The following is a 20,673-nucleotide window of genomic DNA, read 5'->3' on the forward strand; positions in this document are numbered from 1 at the left end:
TTTTTCATTTACGCAAATTTTAGGTCTTGCCTGCTTTACCAGTCACAATCCCGCTTATTCAGATTAAGAATACGCTTTCATCATAAATCATGACAGCGTTTTCGTCAACTATTTTTTTAGTTAAATAGTTTGATAAAACATGTAGACAAAAATTCGTAAAAATTAATTGTGAAATACTTCACAATATCGTGCTATACTATGCTCAATCATGAAAGAAAGCAGGAAAAGACAATGGAAACTCAAGCATTACAAAAGGTTGAACAGTATGCTTTGAAAAAACAAAACATATTCGCTTCAAGCAAAATCCGTTATGTGCTTCGGTCCATTTTGGCCAGTATGTTTATTGGTTTTGGCATTACAGCCGCAAGCAAAACAGGCAGCTATTTCTTTATGGCTGATTCTCCGTTTGCCTTTCCGGCAGCCGCTGTCACTTTCGGGGCCGCTATTCTGATGATTGCTTACGGAGGCGGAGATTTATTTACCGGCAACACCTTTTATTTCACCTATACCGCGCTCCGGAAAAAACTCAGCTGGCGCAACACCCTGTACTTGTGGATGTCAAGCTATGCCGGCAATTTAATCGGCGCCATTCTGTTTGCCATCCTGATCAGCGCGACGGGACTTTTTGAGGAGCCTTCTGTTCATTCCTTTTTGATTCATTTGGCAGAGCACAAAATGGAGCCGCCGGCTTCCGAATTGTTTTTCAGAGGAATGCTGTGCAATTGGCTTGTGTGCCTCGCCTTTTTCATTCCAATGTCTCTCAAAGGGGAAGGAGCAAAGCTTTTTACCATGATGCTATTCGTTTTCTGCTTCTTTATTTCCGGCTTTGAACACAGCATTGCCAATATGTGCACATTCGCCATCTCGCTTTTGATCGAGCACCCTGATACAGTGACACTGATGGGAGCAGTCAGAAACTTAATTCCCGTTACGCTCGGCAATCTGACCGCGGGAATAGTCATGATGGGCTGGATGTACTACACACTGAATCCTGATCAATAAAAAAACTTCCAGAGATCACTCCCTGCAAGTCAAATCGGTTATTCCGAGAGATCTTGAAGACGCTGGACATGCAGCGTGATATAGCCGGCCTCGGATTCCGGCAAATGTAATTGATATTCATTTTTCAAAAACTCCGCCAGCTCCAGCGCACATTGATAGGCGAATGAATACTTTTTTTGGATGAAATAAAGCATCTCCTCGTCCATACGATGGAGCGCTTCATTTGATTCCAACCGGCTGACCGCGTATCGCAAATGCGTGACAAGGCGTTGATAGGAAATGCTGTTTTCATCCACCTTTCGATTAAAGTATTGTTCTATTTTCTCTATCATTTCTTTGATCATGGTCGTATGCTTCAGCGCTGAATACATGCTCTCCGCATCCATCTTCGCCGTATGGATGTGAAGGGCAATATAACCCGCTTCATCTTCAGGCAGAGACACGCCCAATGTCTCTTTTACATGTCCGATCGCCCACAGGCCGATCTCGTATTCTTTTTTATAGAGCGCCTTTATCTCATGCAGCAATTTATTCTGCACAAGCAGCCCATTTTGAATCCTTTCGATCGCAAAGGACAAATGGTCGGAAAGCGCGATATGAATGTGATCGCTCAGCGGCGCCGCGAGCTCTCCTTCCGCATAGCTGATGATATCCTCAGCTATTTCTATATGCTCCTCCGGCAGTGTTTGCAGGATTTGTTTGAACTTTTCATTCTCGTCGCGCACGACAAAGATCTTTTCCACTTTATTCATAGGGATGAGATCATTTTTCTTTTTTTGAAAAGCGATTCCCGGCCCCATCACGATTTTTTCCTGATCATCCTCTTTTATTAAAGCCGCATTATTGTTTAATACTTTATAGATTTTCAAGAGGTTATCTCTCCCGCCAATTTGCTTTTGACTGGGATTTTACCTCCTTTTGACCGCCATGTAAAGATACGGGCCCGCTCTCTCCTGCTTTGGCGATTCCTTGAAGGCTTGCAAACATCTTCTTTTATAAAGCGCGGCGGCTTTCGCTTTCTGCTTTTCTTCCTCATTCACAGCCATCCGCCACTCATAAAACGAAACGAGTCCTGCGGCCTGCACAGCCGCCTTTCTTTGGTATGTACGCTGAGCCGAATAGACCGCGGCAGCCGCAGTTTTTCTGTCCGGCGTCACCCAGTTCATCAAAAAGACCATCCACACCCGTAAAGATACAAGCAAACGTTTCATAGAAAAACATCCCTCCGCTTCTTTTTGGCAGGCAGCCTTTTTAGCAGCCCGTTTTCTCAGCCGCAGCCCGCAAGAAAAGACGGCCGATTTCTTTTCTCGCAAACTAGCAGCTCTAGCAAAACTCATGACTCTATGATAGACCGTGGAAAGAGAATTCTTTGTCACAATATGAGTGAAAAAACCAACTAGTTTTTAGAAGTTTTGTTGAAAGCTGAAAGAATTGAAATGAAAATTGGAGAACCGCTTTGAAAACTTTATACACAAGTTATCCCAAAGATAAGAACAACTTAATCACAAGAGATATCCACATGTCCACAAACTCTATCTATATTTTGTATACGAACGTATATTCCTAACTATATATATACACAGGTTTATTCACTTATACACAGGGTTCTGTGTATAACTCCTTCGTTATACACAAACAAAATCCAATAAATGGTCCAAATGACACAAGGATTTTTTTTGAATTTTCAAGAAATATATACTAGATCTTTCACATTTTTTCTAAACACAAAGGGGGAAACACATTGAAAAAGGGGATCATTCGCTTTCTGCTTGTAAGTTTTGTCTTATTTTTTGCGTTATCCACAGGTATTACGGGCGTCCAGGCAGCTCCGGCTTCTTCAAAAACGTCGGCTGATCTGGAAAAAGCCGAGGTATTCGGTGATATCGACATGACGACAAGCAAAAAAACAACCGTTATAGTGGAATTAAAAGAAAAATCCTTGGCAGAAGCGAAGGAAGCGGGAGAAAGCCAATCGAAAAGCAAGCTGAAAACCGCTCGCACCAAAGCAAAAAATAAAGCAATCAAAGCGGTGAAAAACGGAAAAGTAAACCGGGAATATGAGCAGGTATTCTCAGGCTTCTCTATGAAGCTTCCAGCTAATGAGATTCCAAAACTTCTCGCGGTAAAAGACGTTAAGGCGGTGTACCCGAACGTCACATATAAAACAGACAATATGAAGGATAAAGACGTCACAATCTCCGAAGACGCCGTATCTCCGCAAATGGATGACAGTGCGCCTTATATCGGAGCAAACGATGCATGGGATTTAGGCTACACAGGAAAAGGCATTAAGGTGGCGATTATTGACACTGGGGTTGAATACAATCACCCAGATCTGAAGAAAAACTTTGGACAATATAAAGGATACGATTTTGTGGACAATGATTACGATCCAAAAGAAACACCAACAGGCGATCCGAGGGGCGGAGCGACTGACCACGGCACACACGTAGCCGGAACTGTGGCTGCAAACGGAACAATTAAAGGCGTAGCGCCTGATGCCACACTTCTTGCTTATCGTGTGTTAGGGCCTGGCGGAAGCGGCACATCGGAAAACGTCATCGCCGGTGTGGAACGTGCAGTGCAGGACGGGGCAGATGTGATGAACCTGTCTCTCGGAAACTCTTTAAACAACCCGGACTGGGCGACAAGCACAGCGCTTGACTGGGCCATGTCAGAAGGCGTTGTCGCTGTTACCTCAAACGGCAACAGCGGACCGAACGGCTGGACAGTCGGATCGCCGGGCACATCCAGAGAAGCGATTTCTGTCGGTGCGACTCAGCTGCCGCTCAATGAATACGCCGTCACTTTCGGCTCCTATTCTTCAGCAAAAGTGATGGGCTATAACAAAGAGGACGACGTCAAAGCGCTCAATAACAAAGAAGTTGAGCTTGTCGAAGCGGGAATCGGCGAAGCAAAGGATTTTGAAGGGAAAGACCTGACAGGCAAAGTCGCCGTTGTCAAACGAGGCAGCATTGCATTTGTGGATAAAGCGGATAACGCTAAAAAAGCCGGTGCCATCGGCATGGTTGTGTATAACAATCTCTCTGGAGAAATTGAAGCCAATGTGCCAGGCATGTCTGTCCCAACGATTAAGCTTTCATTAGAAGACGGCGAAAAACTCGTCAGCGCCCTGAAAGCTGGTGAGACAAAAACAACATTCAAGTTGACGGTCTCAAAAGCGCTCGGTGAACAAGTCGCTGATTTCTCATCACGCGGTCCTGTTATGGATACGTGGATGATTAAGCCTGATATTTCCGCGCCAGGGGTCAATATCGTGAGCACGATCCCAACACACGATCCTGACCATCCATACGGCTACGGATCAAAACAAGGAACAAGCATGGCATCGCCTCATATTGCCGGAGCGGTTGCCGTTATTAAACAAGCCAAACCAAAGTGGAGCGTTGAACAGATTAAAACCGCCATCATGAATACCGCTGTCACTTTAAAGGATAGCGATGGGGAAGTATATCCGCATAACGCTCAAGGCGCAGGCAGCGCAAGAATCATGAACGCAATCAAAGCCGATTCGCTCGTCTCACCTGGAAGCTATTCATACGGCACGTTCTTGAAGGAAAACGGAAACGAAACAAAAAATGAAACGTTTACGATTGAAAATCAATCTTCCATTAGAAAGTCATACACACTTGAATACTCATTTAATGGCAGCGGCATTTCCACATCCGGCACAAGCCGTGTTGTGATTCCGGCACATCAAACCGGGAAAGCCACTGCAAAAGTAAAGGTCAATACGAAGAAAACAAAAGCTGGCACCTATGAAGGAACGGTTATCGTCAGAGAAGGCGGAAAAACAGTCGCTAAGGTACCTACATTGCTGATTGTGAAAGAGCCCGATTATCCGAGAGTCACATCTGTCTCTGTCAGCGAAGGGACTGTACAAGGTACCTATCAAATTGAAACCTACCTTCCTGCGGGAGCGGAAGAGCTGGCGTTCCTCGTCTATGACAGCAACCTTGATTTCGCAGGCCAAGCCGGCATTTATAAAAACCAAGATAAAGGTTACCAGTACTTTGACTGGGATGGCACGATTAATGGCGGAACCAAACTTCCGGCCGGAGAGTATTACTTGCTCGCATATGCCGCGAACAAAGGCAAGTCAAGCCAGGTTTTGACCGAAGAACCTTTCACTGTTGAATAAGAAAAAGCCCTGCCGAATCGGCAGGGCTTTTTAAAGATCAGTCAGCAAACGCCTCCTGCAATAATCGATACGATCGGAGCTTATCTTCAAAATGATGTGTGATGGTCACCACCATGATTTCCTCTGTTTCATACGCTTTACTCAAAGCTAGCAGCCGCTCCTTAACCTGTTCTTTCGTACCGACAATCATTCGATTTCGATTATCAGCAATTCGTCTCTGTTCATAAGGAGAATACGTATTTTTCCGAACAGCTTCATACGAAGGAACTCCCTCTAAAGGAATACCCTGCTCTCCCGCCAAAAGTGTAAAATCAAGCACAGCCCCAAGCTCCTCTGCCTTCTCCTCCGTGTCAGCACAAAGAACAAAAACAGCAACTGCCGCTCGAGGCGTATCTCCTAACACAGATGGTTTGAATCGCCTCTTATACTGTCTGACAGTACCCTCTCCGCCCTCTCCATTGATAAAATGGGCAAACATATAGCCAGCGCCAGATTCAGCTGCGAGCAGCGCGCTTTCTCCAGATGAGCCGAGCAGCCACACATCCGGAGCCGTTGAAATATGCGGCGCAGCCGTCAGATTCGGAAAACGGTGTTTATCATCCGCCAAATCATGCAAATACATGGTCAGCTCCTTGATTTGCTGCGGATACTGATCAGCATTGCGCTTTCCGCCGTCATTCAGCGCCCATGATGCAATCGGCATTCCCCCCGGTGCTCTGCCAAGCCCCAGATCAATTCTTCCTGGTGTCAGCCCCTCCAGAACACGAAAGTTTTCAGCTACTTTATAAGCACTGTAATGCGGCAGCATGACTCCTCCTGATCCAACACGAATTCGCTTTGTTTTCGCTGCTATATGACTGATTAGCACCTCAGGACTGGACCCTGCCAGCCGTTTTGAAAAGTGATGCTCAGAAACCCAAAATCTCTTATATCCAAGGTCCTCAGCAGCTTGAGCAAGCGCAACGGTTTGCTGTAAGGCCGTTTCAGCATTGCTGCCCTCTGATACTGGAGATTGATCTAATATACTTAATGAAACCATCCCTACCACCTCATCCTCATCGTATCACTGATCTTCTATTTTTTCTCCAAAGCCGCTCACACTGCTTATCAGTGTCCCCTATCATTCGCCATTTATTTGTGAAAGCCTGTCCCTATTTGTCGGAATATGTTACACGTGAAACATAAAAACCCCTCCAGACGGAGAGGTTTGCTTTAGTTTTTATTAAAGCCCTTTTCTTTCACGTAGTCATTTAAATACGTACGCGGCTTTTGCTTCATAAAGTTCAGTATTTGATCGGACCACGTTTCTTCCCGCTGCCCGTTTGTTCTTTCTCTATAGTAATCAGAAATGGTTTTGTCATACGTATTCATAGTATGACGGAAATCGTCTGTGTTCACATTATACGTATTCTCATGATAAACGGCCTGCTTTGGCAATCTCGGTTTTTTGCCGGAAAGGTTCGCAGGATGGCCTACTGCCAGTCCGAAAAGCGGGAGCACATGGTCAGGCGTTTGCAGCACCTCTGTCACCTTGTCCAGTTCATTCCGAATGCCGCCGATATAGCAAATGCCAAGCCCCATGGATTCAGCGGCAATGCTCATATTTTGCGCTGCCAGCGCCGCATCAATCAAGCTAACCATAAACATTTCTGTATTCTCGAGCAGCTCAGAAATATGTTCACCTTTTTCCTCAGCCAGTTTTTGATGGCGGTACAAATCCGCACAAAATACAAAAAAGTGTCCGTTCTTCTCAACGTAAGGCTGATTCCCAGCAAGCACGGACAGCTCACGTTTTTTCTCAGGATCAGAAACCCCGATAATCGAATATGCCTGCACATAGCTGGATGTAGACGCAGCCTGCGCACTTTTCACTAATGTATCAATTTCTTCAGCTGTCAAAAGCTGATCAGTAAAAGACCGGATTGACCGATGATTCAAAATGGTTTCGATTGTGTTATTCATCACAAAAACCTCCTTATCACTTTTTATCATATCCGAAAAAAAGTGATCTCAAAAGCGAAATGCTCTGCACAAAAAAAGACAGCCTCTGTAAAGGCTGTCTGCATATTAAGAATTAAAAAGATAACTTCTGTATTTCGTCAGCTGCACACTTGCATTATATACAATCCCAAATCCGATTAACGTGGAAAGTGTCGAGCTTCCCCCATAGCTGACAAACAGTAGCGGAATCCCGGTAACAGGCATAATGCCGATGTTCATTCCGATATTCTGGAATGTGTGGATCACAATTAACGCCGTATAGCCAACGCAAAAGAAAGAAGCGAAACGGTTAAACGGATGTATTTTGTCTATCAGAACAACAAGCCTGTAGATTAAAAAGAAGAACATGATGACAACAATTGCACAGCCTATAAAGCCAAATGACTCACCTATTATAGAAAAGATAAAGTCAGTCGTACTCTCTGGAACATAAACCTTCAAATTAGAAATACCATTACCTAAAATACCACCAGATCCTATTGCCATGATGGCCTGGTCAACTTGCCAGCTGTCATTTGAATCTTCCTGTGTCTCATTTGAAGCAGACACCCAAGAAGTGACCCGCTTAATTTGATAATCCTGTATTCCAACTGATTTAGCAACGTCAGGAAAGTTTATCATTACTAATAAAATTAATGAAATGAGTAAGATACCTGAACCAGCTATGATCGCAATCAATTTCCAATTTATACCTGACATAAAAACCATTACAAGAACGATAAACATACATATTCCCGCAGTCCCAGCATCCTGCATCAGGATAAGACCTACAGGAATAACTGCGACACCCGCAATCTTTAATAACAAGTGGATATCATCCCTAAGCGTCCGAACTCCTTTAGGATTAGCTTTTCCAATAACTGAAGCAAGCATCATAATCAAACCAACCTTCATAAACTCTGACGGCTGTATTGTTATTCTACCGATCCTAAACCAACTTTTTGCCCCTTTAATAACAGGTGCAATAGACTCGGGACTGATTTTAAGAATAATCAAAGATAAAATACCAATGATAAAAATATATAAACTTAACTTTTCAAGCTGTTCTAAATCAAAGTACAAAAGAACTGTAATGGCAACAGCCCCCAAAAAATAAAACACAATTTGCTGAATCCAATCCGTGTTCCCATACTGCCCAAACTGACCGGCAGCATAAATTGATACTACGCTTATAATAAAAAACACACCAAATATAAAAATCAAATCCCCCTGGTAAAAGGGGCTTTGCTGTTTCTTATATCGACTCATTCTATCCCGCCTTACATTTTCATCGGAAAATCACTAATGTTTATTATACATGAACCACGTTCAAGATGACACGTGAAGCTCGCTTCCTTTTATGTTTTTTCAGCATTTGCGGTGCTTTTTCAGCTACACGAAATATGACGTATCATAAACCGAAATGTTTCGATTGACACAAAACTTTTCAAATGAAAAAAACGCCATACCAAAAGAATTTGTTAAAAAACGAATGCGATAATGTGTTATGTTCCCAAATAATGTGATACCTCATAAGAAACAGCTAAAAATTCAGAGCCCCATGCCCATACATTCTCCTAGCACATTAAACGAAAAAATAAGACGATAGATCCAGTCCATTTCTGCAAAAACACGTATCAATTTCTGGAAAACATGGTATAATAATTGTAACAGAATGTTCAAAAAACAATCACAAAACAGACACAACTCAGTTCCTCTATTTCATTTTTGTAAACGTTATCACAAAATGAAAGGAGACGGGTATGATGGACATGTTTTTTGCTTACTTATTGGTTGCCAGCGCAACGCCTCTCTTTATTTGGCTTGATAACAAAAAAGTCGCACTCTCAGCTATTCCGCCAATCATCTTAATGTGGGTATTCTTCTTCTTTTACGCAACAGAAAGCCTTTCTCCACTTGGACACACTCTCATGATTATCTTGTTTGCCGTCAACGTCATTGTCGCTCATATCGCCGCATTTATCATTTACGGCCTTCCGTATCTTCGCAGAAAGCGAAGCAGCTGAAGACAGCAAAAAACCCTCTTCCAATGAAGAGGGTTTTTGTATTATTCGTTATGGCCTGAATGCTCTGAGTGTTCAGCGCCTCCAGGAGGATTTCCGTCCATATGGTCACCATGGTGATAGTGAGCCGCGAAAATCCAGATGGATCCAAGCACGATAACGATCGCGCCAAAGAATCCGAACAGCGTGTTTCCGACTTGGATCGTGCCGTTTTCGCTCTCTGTCATATGCATGAACATGAGAAGCTGCAGCGCCGCCTGAATGAAGGCGAAGCCGAAGATAATCCAAAGTTTTGCTGATGAGCTCAGGTCAGTATACACTGCAACCCATAGAGCCAGCAGGGTCAAGACGATAGACAGGATAAAACCTACAATGTGTTTCCATGGAAAGTGACTGTGTTCAGCAGATTTGTTTGCCATTTTACAGACCCCCCAATCCCATGAGATAGACACCTGTAAAGATGAAAATCCATACAACATCTAAGAAGTGCCAATACAAGCTTGAGATAAAGATTTTAGATGAAGTTTGCGGAGTTAAGCCGCGTTTCTTCAACTGAATCAGAATTCCTGTGATCCAGAAAATCCCGATTGTTACGTGAGTTCCGTGAGTTCCAAGTAAAACAAAGAATCCAGACCAGAACGCACTTGTACTGAGAGCCGCTCCTTCATGTACATAGTGAACAAACTCGTTGATCTCGCATCCGACGAAGCCGGCACCGAGAAGAAGAGTGATAATTGTCCAAATGACTACGCCTTTTAAACTTCCACGGCGCATTTCATGAACAGCGATCCCGCAGGTAAAGCTGCTGATCAGCAGCAAGAACGTCATAATCATTACCAGATTGACTTCAAATAGTTCGTCTGGCAAGACACCTCCAGCTGTTCTGTTTTTAAGAACGAAGAAGGTTGCAAATAGTGTTGAGAACAACACAATTTCTGCCCCTAAAAAGATCCAAAACCCGAGAATATTAAGTCTGCCGGTTTCAGATTGATATTCCATAGGCGCGTTAGAATTGCCGTGTTCTGCATGTTCCATAACTCACGCCTCCTTATTCGGAAATCTTTCTTTCCGTCTCTTTTATTTCATCAACACTAATGTAGTAGCCGTTGTCGTATTCGAATGAACGCAGAACCATGCAGAGCAGGACTCCGATCAATCCGACTACGCCCATCCAGTACCATTCAAAGACAAGTCCAAAGCCTGCAAGACCGAAGGCAACAGACATAAAGAACGGTCTGCCTGAGTTGCTTGGCATATGGATTTTCTTGAATTTACTTTCAGGGTATAATTCAGTTTTTTCTTCTTTCATATGCAGGAATGCATCTTGAGATTTGACTTCAGGAAGCACCGCAAAGTTGTAATGCGGCGGAATCGCAGAAGAAGTCGCCCAATCAAGCGTACGTCCCACACCCCATGAATCTCCGCTGATTTCACGAGTAGAGTAACGGAAGCTGTAGTAGATGTTATAGCAAAGGATTAAGAATCCTACACCCATCATGAAAGCTCCGACTGTTGAGATAAAGTTCAATGTTGTCCAGCCGTCATTCGGTCCGTATGTGTAAATACGGCGAGGCATGCCTTGAAGCCCCAAGAAATATTGCGGGAAGAAACAAATATTGAACCCGATCATAAAGATCCAGAAGAACCATTTTCCGATTCTTTCGTTCAGCTTGTGGCCGAACATTTTTGGATACCAGAAAATAAATCCGGCGAAACAAGCAAATACAGTACCCGCGATCAGCACATAGTGGAAGTGAGATACAAGGAAGTACGTATTATGGTATTGATAATCCGCTGCTGCCATCGCAAGCATAACCCCTGTAACCCCGCCGATAACGAAGTTAGGAATGAACGCAAGCGCCCACAGCATAGGTGTTGTAAAGCTGATTCGGCCTTTATACATTGTAAAGAGCCAGTTAAAGATTTTAACCCCGGTTGGGATTGAGATTGCCATTGTCGTAATTGAGAAGAATGAGTTAACGGACGCACTGTTCCCCATTGTGAAGAAGTGGTGAGTCCAAACTAAGAAACTCAATACAGAGATGGCGATAATAGAACCAACCATCGCTTTGTAACCAAACAATTGTTTTCTTGCAAAGCTTGAGATGATTTCTGAGAAAATACCAAACGCCGGAAGAATAACGATATATACTTCAGGATGTCCCCAAATCCAGAACAAGTTAGCCCAAAGCATCGGCATACCGCCTGCTTCCAATGTGAAAAAGTGAGCGCCGAACAAACGATCAAATGATAAAAGTGCTAATGCTACTGTAAGTACAGGGAACGCAAACACGATAATAACCATTGTGATCAGTGTTGTCCATGTGAACATTGGCATACGCATTAATGTCATGCCTTTTGTTCTCATTTTTAAGATTGTTACCATAAAGTTGATCCCTGTCATCAGGGTACCGATACCGGCAATCTGAAGTCCGAGGAGGTAGTAGTTCTCACCCGGCCCAGGGCTCATGTCGTTACTTGCAAGCGGCATATAACTCGTCCAGCCTGCGTTCGGAGAACCTCCGATAACGAAAGAAATATTGAAAAGCATCGCCCCTACAAAGAACGTCCAGAAGCTCAGGTTGTTCAAGTAAGGGAACGCAACGTCGCGGGCACCGATTTGAAGAGGCACAACAACGTTAATAAGACCGATTAAGAACGGCATCGCCATGAAGATGATCATGATTGTACCGTGAGTTGTAAAAATTTCATTATAGTGGTTTGAGTCTAAAAAACTGTTATTCGGAAGCGCTAGCTGGGCACGCATCATCAGACCGTCGACACCGCCGCGGAATAACATAATTACAGCAGATATAATGTACATGATTCCGAGTTTTTTATGGTCAACAGTAGTTATCCATTCAGACCACAGCCATTTCCACTTTTTGAAGTAAGTCAGTACAAAAATAATGGCAATGGTTGAAAGCGCAATGGAAACTTGTGCGCCCAGAATTAATGGGTCACCAGTTACGAAAAATTCGTCCCATTTGAATTTCATGCAGGCTTCCTCCTTTCCTGATCAATATCATTCTTCTGTATCATCAGACTTCTTAAATTCGTTTTTCTTTACGTTTTCAAACGGATCTGTTTTAGAGTGCGGTGAAACGGCTTGATAGCCAAGGCGTTTGCGCGCCTCCATCGCGTACTCAGCGTCTTGTCCGTGATCAACGTATTTCAAGTGAGTAGAAGAGAACGTTAATTCGTCCACATTTTCAGGAAGCATCAATTCATCATACTTCTCTTTTGTCAGCTTAGGAGCCTCGTTCTGAGTCTTTTTCACCCAGCTGTTAAAGTCTTTTTCTGTAACTGCATTCACATCAAACTCTTGGTCTGCAAAATGTTCACCTGTGAAGTTCGCGTTGCGGCCTTCGTAAGTACCCACTTTGTCAGCCTGTAAGTATTGATCCATCAGCATTCCTGCCATCGCATATTTTTGCCCTCCAAGCTGAGGAATCCATAGCGAAGCCATTGAATCTGCAGATGAGATTTTGAACAAGATCGGGCGGTCGACAGGAATGTTTAAGTAGTTGACCGTTTCAATATCCTGTTCAGGGTAGCTGAATACCCATTTCCAGTCTACCGAAGTAGCATAAACAACAAGAGGCTCTTTATCTTTTGTTGCTTCAGGAGCTTTTTCTAACGAATATATCGTCTGTACTGTTGGCACAGAAAGTGCAATGACGATTAAAATTGGGATCACTGTCCAGACTACTTCTAAAAACGTGTTACCGTGAATTTCTGGGTTATAAGATCCATTATCTTTGCCTTTACGGTCGCGGTATTTTACTAAAATAATGGTAAATAGAACAAAGACGACCCCGACGATAAACAGCATAAATCCGATAGATAACAGGATTAAATCACTTTGCTGTTCAGCTACAGGTCCTTTCGGATCTAGTACTGAAGCATTGCTGCATCCCCCAAGGACGAAAACCACAGTTAACAGCGCTAATACAAGCAACGGTTTTAATGCTCTGAACAAGAAGATCACCATCCTTCCTATTGATGTAATAAATCTGAAGTGCATACTTCCTCAAAATCTTTTCTCTACTTTGTTATGCTATCAAAAACTTCACTTATTAGCTTTATTTTTTTATAAACTTCATCCCATTTTCGCTTAAATGTCATAAAATCGACAAAAATTGCTCCAACTTTATTCACATCTATCGCTTAAGATGAAAAGTTTCTAGTTATTTCCGCATATAAGTAAAGAAAAGATGATGAAGAACTAATTCTGACAAATAAAGGTTTACCACAATAAAAAACTTAGGTCAATCAAAAATTTCATTTTGTTAAACTTTCTAGATAGGAATTATTTTTTCCTTGTCTAGCATCTTTTAACACGGTTACCATTTTAACGCATCAAATATTGAAAGAAAAGGCGCAATGAAGAGCCAATATGCTCTGAATCGTCCGTATTTTTTAATGAGAGCATCCAGTTGTTTATCTTATACAAAAAAGAGGAATGATATAAGCAAATAAATAAAAAATAGGATGTGTTGCATGATGAGTTTTCTTATTTCACTTATCGTCGCTATTATTATCGGATGGCTTGGAAGCCTGTTTGTAAAAGGAGATATGCCCGGAGGAATTATCGGGTCTATGATCGCAGGTCTTATTGGCGCCTGGATCGGACACGGGCTGCTTGGAACATGGGGGCCGCACCTAGCCGGATTTGCCATTATTCCAGCGGTAATCGGCGCAGCCATTGTTGTCTTTCTAGTAAGCCTGTTAACCAGAAAAAGAGGATAAAAGCAGCAGCACCCAAAGCGTCAGCGCTTTGGGTGTTTGTTTTGCCATAAAAATCGAAAAAGCCTCAACCCTAGCGGTTGAGGCTTTTGACTGGTTTGGCGCCCAACTGGTCGATAAACCTTCTGAAGGCCTGTTTTCCTTCCGTTGTCTGTTTAAACACACCGGCATGTTCAAGAATGCGAGCGAATACATGTCCCAGCTCTTCTTTTATGACTAGATCTGCATTCTCTTTTGTTATGGTTCTTTTTTCCATCATCCGAATAGCCCACTCACTATGTTTTGCCGTGAGCGGATTTTGTTCTAAGGCTGTTTTTGGATCAGCAGAGCATAGCGCCGCTGCCGTTTCTTTCATTTCCTCCTGTAAGCGGCCCGGCAATATCGCCAATCCCATGACCTCAATCAGGCCGATATTTTCTTTTTTAATATGGTGAACTTCCTTATGGGGATGAAATATTCCTAATGTATGCTCCTCATCCGTCCGGTTGTTCCTCAGTACGATATCGAGTTCGTACAAGTCTCCCCTGCGCCGCGCAATCGGTGTGACCGTATTATGGGGCGTATCGCCTGTATAGGCGGCAATGCCGGCTTTTTCATCGGAATACGTCTGCCACGTGCGGAAAATATGGTCAGCAGCTTCGGCGACATGACCCGGTTCGTCTCCTTGGAGCCTGAGCACAGACATCGGCCACTTCACTAAGCCCAGCGACACACCGGGATAATCATTTAATTCATAAACGTCTTCTGCTTCTGCACGTGCCATTGGAAAATCATGCGCGCCGCCTTGGAAATGATCATGGCTTAGGATGCTGCCGCCGACAATCGGCAGATCCGCGTTTGAACCGATAAAATAATGCGGATACTGCCCGAGAAATGACAGCAGCCTTTCAAATGTTTTTTTGCTGATCTCCATCGGTTCATGTTCACCTTTTAAGACAATGCAGTGCTCCGGATAATAGACATATGGCGAGAATTGCAGGAACCATTGTTCGTCCTCAAGGGTGACCGGAATGATTCTGTGATTTTGCCGGGCTGGATGATTCACGCTTCCCTCGAACCCGACATTTTCTTTACACAGCAAACACATCGGATAATTTGTCTGTTCCTGCTCTTTTGCAGCCGCAATCGCTTTCGGGTCCTTTTCAGGCTTTGATAGGTTAATGGTCATTTCCAGTTCGCCATATTCGGTCGGCACCGTCCAATGAACATTTTTGGCGATTCTGTCAGTCCGTATATAATAGACATCCTCTGAATATTGATAGAATTCCTTTGTCGCCTGTTTTGGGCCGTATAATGCTTTTGTCTCTTCAAATTTGCGAATGACCTCTGACGGAGCAGGTACAAAACAGCCCATCAGCTTTGCGCTGAGCAGGTCACGGTACGTATCTGTATCCGCTTCCATTCGGCCGGTTTCGGCAGCCCATTTATAGATGGGAGCGAGCAAGTCCGGCAGGCTTTGTGACTGCTTGATGCAGATGCCGGAGACCGGCTCGGGATGTGTGATGCCCAGCGCTTCATAAAGGCGGTTTCTCGTATATTCCCGATCCCAGATCGAAATCAATTTTCGTTCCAGGCCATACTCAAGCAGCTGTTCCAGATGTTCAATAATACTCATATGTCACTCCCCCTTTAGTTCTCTCGCTCCCTCTCCGATATCCGCGACATAAAAATCCGCTCGGAGCCCTGTTTTTTCTTGATATCTGTCTCCAACCTTCTGAATAAAATCATCAACGAACTCATCTTTTACTATGCTGATGGTGCATCCGCCAAAGCCTGCTCCCGTCATTCTTGATCCAATTACACCTTCGTGATCCCATGCCGCAAACACAAGCTCATCAAGTTCAGGGCATGTTACTTCATAGTCATCCTTCAATGAAAGGTGGGATTCCTTCATTAACTGCCCGATTTCATCTATATTATTCTCTTTGAACATATGGGCCGTCTTAATAGCACGATGATTTTCGTATACAGCGTGCTTTGCCCGGCGTCTGTTCGTTTCATTTTGGATCAGGCTGGAATGCGCATCGAAATCAGAAGGCTTGATGTCGCCCAGTGCGGCAATATCGAGGCCTTTTTTCAAATCAAGCAATGCATCATTGCATTCTTGGCGTCTCGTATTATAGCTTGAGTCAGCCAATGTCCTTTTTTTGTTCGTGTTCGCGATGACCAGCGCGAGGCCTGAGACATTGAGTTTGCTATATTCATAGTCAAGCGTGTCGCAGTTCAGCAGCATCGCATGATGTTTTTTCCCCATTCCAATTGCAAATTGGTCCATAATTCCGCAATTGACGCCGATAAAATGGTTTTCCGCATGCTGCGCCATTTTCACAAGCTCAAGCGCATCTACTTCAGGATGAAAATAGCTTCGGAGCACGACCCCCATCAGCAGTTCAATAGAAGCGGAAGACGACAGCCCCGCCCCGTTTGGAATATTCCCTGAAAATACAATGTCAAAGCCATGGGGAACTGCATATCCCCTCTGTTGAAATTCATAAATCACGCCTTTTGGGTAGTTCGCCCAGTCGTCTTCTTTTTGATAGCGAATGTCGTCAAGGCTGCATTCCTTGATGCCTGCGTTTCTAAAGTTATCTGAATACATCCGGACAAGCCCGTCGTTTCTTTCTGCAACAGCAGCATATGTACCCATTGTCAGCGCGCACGGAAATACATGCCCGCCGTTATAGTCTGTATGTTCTCCAATCAGATTCACTCTTCCAGGTGCGAAAAAAAACCGTAACCCCTCTTTTTCTCCGAATACACTTGCAAATATCCCCTTTAGCTCTTCCCGCATGTGCAATCACCTTTCTGGTTTTTATTTTTTATTCCCCTTATTTCTTCATAGAAAACGGCAGATCATATGCTGCAGTCCTCTCATACCCCTTCTTCTTTTGTTTTTTTAAAGACGAGCCATTTGCTCGCAACATAGTTGACGACAACAATGACCGCGTTGTCGAGTATTTTGGCCAAGGTTTCATTTGTATTGAACTGGCCGACAAGAATGATCATCATGCCTAAATCTATGCCGAGAGACAGGACCCGAACGCTGAAAAAAGCAGTGAGCTCTTTCAGCAGGCTCTGCAGATCATGTGTTTTTTGCTGAAACACATATAATTTATTTGTTATGTAAGCAAACAGCACGGACAAAATCCAAGCGGCAACAGTGGCGGCTTTGTAATCCACATTCATGATCTCTACCAATATATAAAAGCTGGCGATATTCACAATGGTTGTGAAAACCCCCATAATGATATACATAATTATTTCTCTATACTTCACTGATGTTCCTCGCTTTCTGAAAAACTTTTCAAAATTCTTGGCGTCTCGTGCTCTCTGTCTAAAGTAAAAAATACCGAGAGTGCGTCTAAAAAGCTGCGGAAGGTGGCTGGCTGGCCCAATACATATGATTGTTTGATGATTCCGTCGAGGACTGCACATATTATTTTAGCCGTATATTCAGGATCAATACAGGCGTCAATCAGCTTTCTCTCCTTCAGCCACTTAATATATAACACATTTTCTTCCACCCACAATTCGTACAGCCGGACATAGGCCTTGCATTTCTTTAAGACTTTATATGTCGGCATGTTCATGGCAAACGAGGTGATGTCCCACGACGGCTTATTTATGTAATAGGAATAAAGCAGTTCTGCAGCGTGTTTTGCAGCCTCGTCCAATGTCAGCGATTTCACTGACTCCCGCTCCATTTGATCAAGATACCCTATAATGATCTTTTTTTTCATCTGACGTTTTTCGAGAAGGTACAGCAGAAAATCGTCCTTGCTGACAAAATGAACATAAAATGCTCCTTTGCTGTACCCGGCGGCTCTGCTGATATCTTCTACAGAAACCGGATCATACGCTCGGTCAATCAACAAATTCACGCCAGCGTCTATAAAACTTTCAAATGTTGCTTCTCTTTTAATTTGAAATTTGTTTTTTTTCATATTTTTCTCCTGGCGGTAATGATTACCCTTATCTTACACCGGATCAATCTTTAGCGGTATTTATTTCTTTGAACGGTTATGCTATTCGGTTTCCCAGGGGTCATTTTTAATAGGCTAAATGATTTATTTTCATTTACATACTATCCAGTCAGTATTTAATTGTTTATTATTATAAATAAGGTCCATTGGTTATATTAGTCATTTTTTTAGGGAATAGGTAGGTGGTTTTTCCTTCAGTTTGTGAACACCGAGCAACTATGTGTGAAATTTGTTGTACTCGCCTCATCATCGCGCTGGCTTGTCTTTTATTGCCCGCATGTTGCAGGAAAACATTTTATACAATTGGAGGTTACTATGAAAACTCATGTTAAAAAAGATTTGGACAAAGGTTGGCATATGTTAATTCAAGAAGCTAGATCCATTGGATTAGGCATTCATGATGTGAGGCAGTTTTTAGAATCTGAGACAGCATCGAGAAAGAAAAACCACAAAAAAACCGTCCGGCAAGACTAGTCCGAACAGGCGGATCTATTTACCTCTGGCTTTTCTATCACCTGATCTGAGTTTTCACCATATCCTCTATTCAAAAGCAAATCGCTGCGCTGAGCTTGAGGACAAACGGTGTGTCAGCTAACTACGACAGACAGCCGGTGATGCGATCACCTCTTGGCACATGCATTGTCATAAAGAGGTGATGCGAACATGATAACCGTGCTCTGGTAAACAGCAGCTTTGCTGAGAACAAGCTGCATTCGGTGAGGTTTTGAAAGCAAACTCGTTTATACACGGCCGAGCTTGAAAACCTTCGCCTGTCTTTAGACCACTGTGTTCACCTCTTCACGACTTCCTTCTTTTTTCATCCTCCAGATATTGTTCAACGCATAAATCGGACTTTCAGTACATACCTATTGGTGTACCTTTTTGCTTACGTTTAGCGAATAAAAGGAGGAAAGCCATGTACAAAGCTGATTATAAACAGATTGCTGCAACGCCGTCTTTTCAAGCTTTTTTAAAGCAGAAACGCGCTTTTATTGTTCCTTCTGCGATTTTCTTTTTTGTTTTTTATTTTTCACTCCCTGTTTTGACATCTTATTTCACCTTTTTGAATGCACCGGCCATTGGAGCTGTTTCATGGGCTTGGCTGTTCGCCATCGCCCAATTCGCTATGACCTGGATACTGAGTACTGTGTATTCCCGGAGAGCCGCCCATTTCGATAATTATGTAAGCGCTTTAAAAGAGGATCTGAAGGGTGAACAGACATGAATATGACTGCTTTTTTATTATTTTTGGCGATTGTTGGCCTGACGCTTATTATCACGTATTTTGCCGCGAAGCGGACGAAAACGACGAGTGAGTTTTATACGGCGGGCGGCGGGCTCACCGGCGTTCAGAATGGACTGGCAATTGCCGGTGACTACATGTCTGCCGCCTCGTTTCTCGGGATTGCCGGAATGATTGCGTTATATGGATTTGATGGCTTCTTTTACAGCATCGGTTTTCTGGTGGCTTATCTCGTTGTCTTGTACATCGTGGCGGAGCCGCTTCGGAATCTTGGAAAGTACACGATGGCAGACATGATTGCCGCTCGCTTTAAAGAAAAGAAAATCCGCGGTGTCGCGGCTCTCAATACCATTGCCATCTCTACTTTTTATATGATCGCCCAGCTCGTGGGGGCGGGCGCGCTGATCAAACTGCTTCTAGGGCTGGATTATACCGCGGCTGTCCTCATCGTCGGAGTGCTGATGACCATTTATGTCGTGTTTGGCGGCATGATCGCGACAAGCTGGGTTCAAATTATTAAAGCCGTTTTGCTGATGGCCGGCACACTCGTGATTTCGATTATCGTGTTTTCGAAATTCGGCTTTAGCCTTAATACCATGTTTGAACAGATGAAAACGGCTACTCCGCTTGGCGCTGATTTTATGAATCCCGGAAATAAATACAAGGTGCCGCTTGAGACCTTGTCGTTAAACTTGGCACTCGTGCTGGGAACCGCCGGGCTTCCGCATATATTGATCCGGTTTTATACCGTTAAGGATGCCAAGACGGCCCGTACATCCGTTGTGTCAGCGACATGGATTATCGGTGTGTTTTACATTATGACGGTGTTTCTCGGCTTTGGTGCCGCGGCATTTGTCGGTTTTGACGCGATTACGGCGGCTGATCAAGCGGGAAATATGGCGGCTCCGCTTTTAGCAAAAGCGCTCGGAGGAGACTTTCTGTTCGCGTTTGTATCAGCCATCGCCTTTGCCACCATTTTGGCTGTCGTGACAGGGTTGGTGCTGTCTGCCGCCTCAGCATTTGCCCATGATATTTACAGCCAGATCATCAGAAAGGGAGAAGCAACTGAAAAAGAACAGATGAAAGCGGCCAGATGGGCTTCTGTCGCCGTGTCAGTACTCTCGATTCTCCTTGCGATTTTTGCACAATCCTTAAATGTGGCGTTCCTTGTTGCACTCGCGTTTGCGGTAGCCGCCAGCGCAAACCTTCCGCTGATTGTGTTTACAGTCTTCTGGAAACGATTCAATGCCTCAGGCGCTTTATGGGGCAGCCTGACAGGCCTGATCAGCGCGCTTGTGCTGGTGTCGATGAGCCCTAGTGTGTGGGACCCGGCCGGAGGTGCTATTTTTACCGGTGATCCGCTCATTCCGCTGTCTAATCCAGGAATTATTTCCATCCCGCTCGGCTTTCTCGGCGCGTGGCTCGGAACGGTGCTGTCGTCTGATAAAACAATTGATGAAGATACGTTTGCAGAAATACAGGTGAAGGCGCATACTGGCGTCCATATGGAACAGGAATAAAAAAAGCTCT

At 43.9% G+C, this 20,673-nt stretch carries 20 protein-coding genes; 7 read left to right on the forward strand and 13 right to left on the reverse strand.

Features of this window, described 5'->3' with window-relative positions:
• Window positions 1–231: 231 nt before the first annotated feature.
• The gene (locus MKY10_RS20395) at window positions 232–1,002 is read left to right on the forward strand and encodes a formate/nitrite transporter family protein (RefSeq protein WP_015250948.1); all 771 of its coding nucleotides are present in this window, start codon (window positions 232–234) and stop codon (window positions 1,000–1,002) included.
• A 38-nt stretch (window positions 1,003–1,040) separates the two neighbouring features.
• On the opposite strand, the gene sacT is transcribed toward MKY10_RS20395, so the two are convergent.
• A complete protein-coding gene (gene sacT / locus MKY10_RS20400; RefSeq protein WP_003227423.1) occupies window positions 1,041–1,871 on the reverse strand; it encodes a sac operon transcriptional antiterminator SacT in 831 nt (276 codons plus the stop codon).
• Between the two features lie 39 nt (window positions 1,872–1,910).
• Window positions 1,911–2,213: a hypothetical protein gene (locus MKY10_RS20405; protein ID WP_015250947.1), complete on the reverse strand. Its 303-nt coding sequence runs from the start codon at window positions 2,211–2,213 to the stop codon at window positions 1,911–1,913.
• A gap of 530 nt (window positions 2,214–2,743) precedes the next feature.
• Between MKY10_RS20405 and vpr the strand changes: the two genes are divergently transcribed.
• Window positions 2,744–5,164: a serine protease Vpr gene (vpr, locus tag MKY10_RS20410; protein WP_048654801.1), complete on the forward strand. Its 2,421-nt coding sequence runs from the start codon at window positions 2,744–2,746 to the stop codon at window positions 5,162–5,164.
• Between the two features lie 37 nt (window positions 5,165–5,201).
• On the opposite strand, the gene MKY10_RS20415 is transcribed toward vpr, so the two are convergent.
• From MKY10_RS20415 to rodA, 3 genes are all read right to left on the reverse strand, one after another.
• Window positions 5,202–6,203 (reverse strand): LLM class flavin-dependent oxidoreductase, encoded by a 1,002-nt coding sequence (locus tag MKY10_RS20415; protein ID WP_032722719.1) that lies wholly within the window; start codon window positions 6,201–6,203, stop codon window positions 5,202–5,204.
• A gap of 173 nt (window positions 6,204–6,376) precedes the next feature.
• Window positions 6,377–7,126, reverse strand: coding sequence for an oxygen-insensitive NADPH nitroreductase (nfsA, locus tag MKY10_RS20420; protein WP_017696211.1), 750 nt, complete (start codon window positions 7,124–7,126; stop codon window positions 6,377–6,379).
• A 105-nt stretch (window positions 7,127–7,231) separates the two neighbouring features.
• A complete protein-coding gene (gene rodA / locus MKY10_RS20425) occupies window positions 7,232–8,413 on the reverse strand; it encodes a cell shape-determining peptidoglycan glycosyltransferase RodA (protein WP_015250943.1) in 1,182 nt (393 codons plus the stop codon).
• A gap of 494 nt (window positions 8,414–8,907) precedes the next feature.
• Here rodA and ywcE point away from each other — a divergent pair, with 494 nt between their 5' ends.
• Complete coding sequence (gene ywcE, locus MKY10_RS20430) at window positions 8,908–9,171, forward strand: spore morphogenesis/germination protein YwcE (RefSeq protein ID WP_003227411.1); 264 nt, start codon at window positions 8,908–8,910, stop codon at window positions 9,169–9,171.
• A gap of 41 nt (window positions 9,172–9,212) precedes the next feature.
• Here ywcE and qoxD read toward each other — a convergent pair whose 3' ends face one another.
• The 4 genes from qoxD to qoxA are packed head-to-tail and all read right to left on the reverse strand — an operon-like array spanning window position 9,213 to window position 13,159.
• Complete coding sequence (gene qoxD, locus MKY10_RS20435) at window positions 9,213–9,587, reverse strand: cytochrome aa3 quinol oxidase subunit IV (protein WP_003227410.1); 375 nt, start codon at window positions 9,585–9,587, stop codon at window positions 9,213–9,215.
• Between the two features lies 1 nt (window position 9,588).
• Window positions 9,589–10,203, reverse strand: coding sequence for a cytochrome aa3 quinol oxidase subunit III (gene qoxC / locus MKY10_RS20440; RefSeq protein ID WP_003227409.1), 615 nt, complete (start codon window positions 10,201–10,203; stop codon window positions 9,589–9,591).
• 13 nt (window positions 10,204–10,216) lie between these two features.
• A complete protein-coding gene (qoxB, locus tag MKY10_RS20445) occupies window positions 10,217–12,166 on the reverse strand; it encodes a cytochrome aa3 quinol oxidase subunit I (RefSeq protein WP_003227407.1) in 1,950 nt (649 codons plus the stop codon).
• A gap of 27 nt (window positions 12,167–12,193) precedes the next feature.
• A complete protein-coding gene (gene qoxA, locus MKY10_RS20450) occupies window positions 12,194–13,159 on the reverse strand; it encodes a cytochrome aa3 quinol oxidase subunit II (RefSeq protein WP_010886637.1) in 966 nt (321 codons plus the stop codon).
• Window positions 13,160–13,674: 515 nt separating this feature from the next.
• On the opposite strand from qoxA, the gene MKY10_RS20455 reads away from it, so the two are divergent.
• Complete coding sequence (locus MKY10_RS20455) at window positions 13,675–13,920, forward strand: GlsB/YeaQ/YmgE family stress response membrane protein (RefSeq protein ID WP_009968363.1); 246 nt, start codon at window positions 13,675–13,677, stop codon at window positions 13,918–13,920.
• A gap of 70 nt (window positions 13,921–13,990) precedes the next feature.
• Here MKY10_RS20455 and galT read toward each other — a convergent pair whose 3' ends face one another.
• The 4 genes from galT to slrC form a co-directional block, all read right to left on the reverse strand.
• The gene (gene galT, locus MKY10_RS20460; protein WP_015250941.1) at window positions 13,991–15,532 is read right to left on the reverse strand and encodes a UDP-glucose--hexose-1-phosphate uridylyltransferase; all 1,542 of its coding nucleotides are present in this window, start codon (window positions 15,530–15,532) and stop codon (window positions 13,991–13,993) included.
• A gap of 3 nt (window positions 15,533–15,535) precedes the next feature.
• Complete coding sequence (locus MKY10_RS20465; RefSeq protein ID WP_015250940.1) at window positions 15,536–16,708, reverse strand: galactokinase; 1,173 nt, start codon at window positions 16,706–16,708, stop codon at window positions 15,536–15,538.
• An 80-nt stretch (window positions 16,709–16,788) separates the two neighbouring features.
• Window positions 16,789–17,172, reverse strand: a complete 384-nt coding sequence (locus MKY10_RS20470) for a GtrA family protein (RefSeq protein ID WP_003227398.1) — start codon at window positions 17,170–17,172, stop codon at window positions 16,789–16,791.
• A 17-nt stretch (window positions 17,173–17,189) separates the two neighbouring features.
• Window positions 17,190–17,861: a transcriptional regulator SlrC gene (gene slrC, locus MKY10_RS20475; protein ID WP_014478350.1), complete on the reverse strand. Its 672-nt coding sequence runs from the start codon at window positions 17,859–17,861 to the stop codon at window positions 17,190–17,192.
• Window positions 17,862–18,215: 354 nt separating this feature from the next.
• On the opposite strand from slrC, the gene slrA reads away from it, so the two are divergent.
• The 3 genes from slrA (at window position 18,216) to MKY10_RS20490 (ending at window position 20,663) form a co-directional block, all read left to right on the forward strand.
• A complete protein-coding gene (gene slrA, locus MKY10_RS20480; protein ID WP_003243648.1) occupies window positions 18,216–18,374 on the forward strand; it encodes a transcriptional regulator SlrA in 159 nt (52 codons plus the stop codon).
• Between the two features lie 442 nt (window positions 18,375–18,816).
• Entirely contained in the window at window positions 18,817–19,125 is a 309-nt protein-coding gene (locus tag MKY10_RS20485) for a DUF485 domain-containing protein (RefSeq protein ID WP_061890987.1), read from the forward strand.
• Window positions 19,122–20,663 carry a cation acetate symporter gene (locus MKY10_RS20490; protein WP_015250937.1) on the forward strand — a complete coding sequence of 514 codons (1,542 nt, stop codon included), beginning with the start codon at window positions 19,122–19,124 and terminating at the stop codon, window positions 20,661–20,663. The genes MKY10_RS20485 and MKY10_RS20490 overlap by 4 nt, the downstream gene beginning before the upstream one ends.
• Window positions 20,664–20,673 lie beyond the last annotated feature (10 nt).

The sequence above is a fragment of the Bacillus sp. FSL P4-0290 genome (assembly GCF_037975435.1).
GTDB classification, from domain to species: Bacteria; Bacillota; Bacilli; order Bacillales; family Bacillaceae; genus Bacillus; species Bacillus subtilis.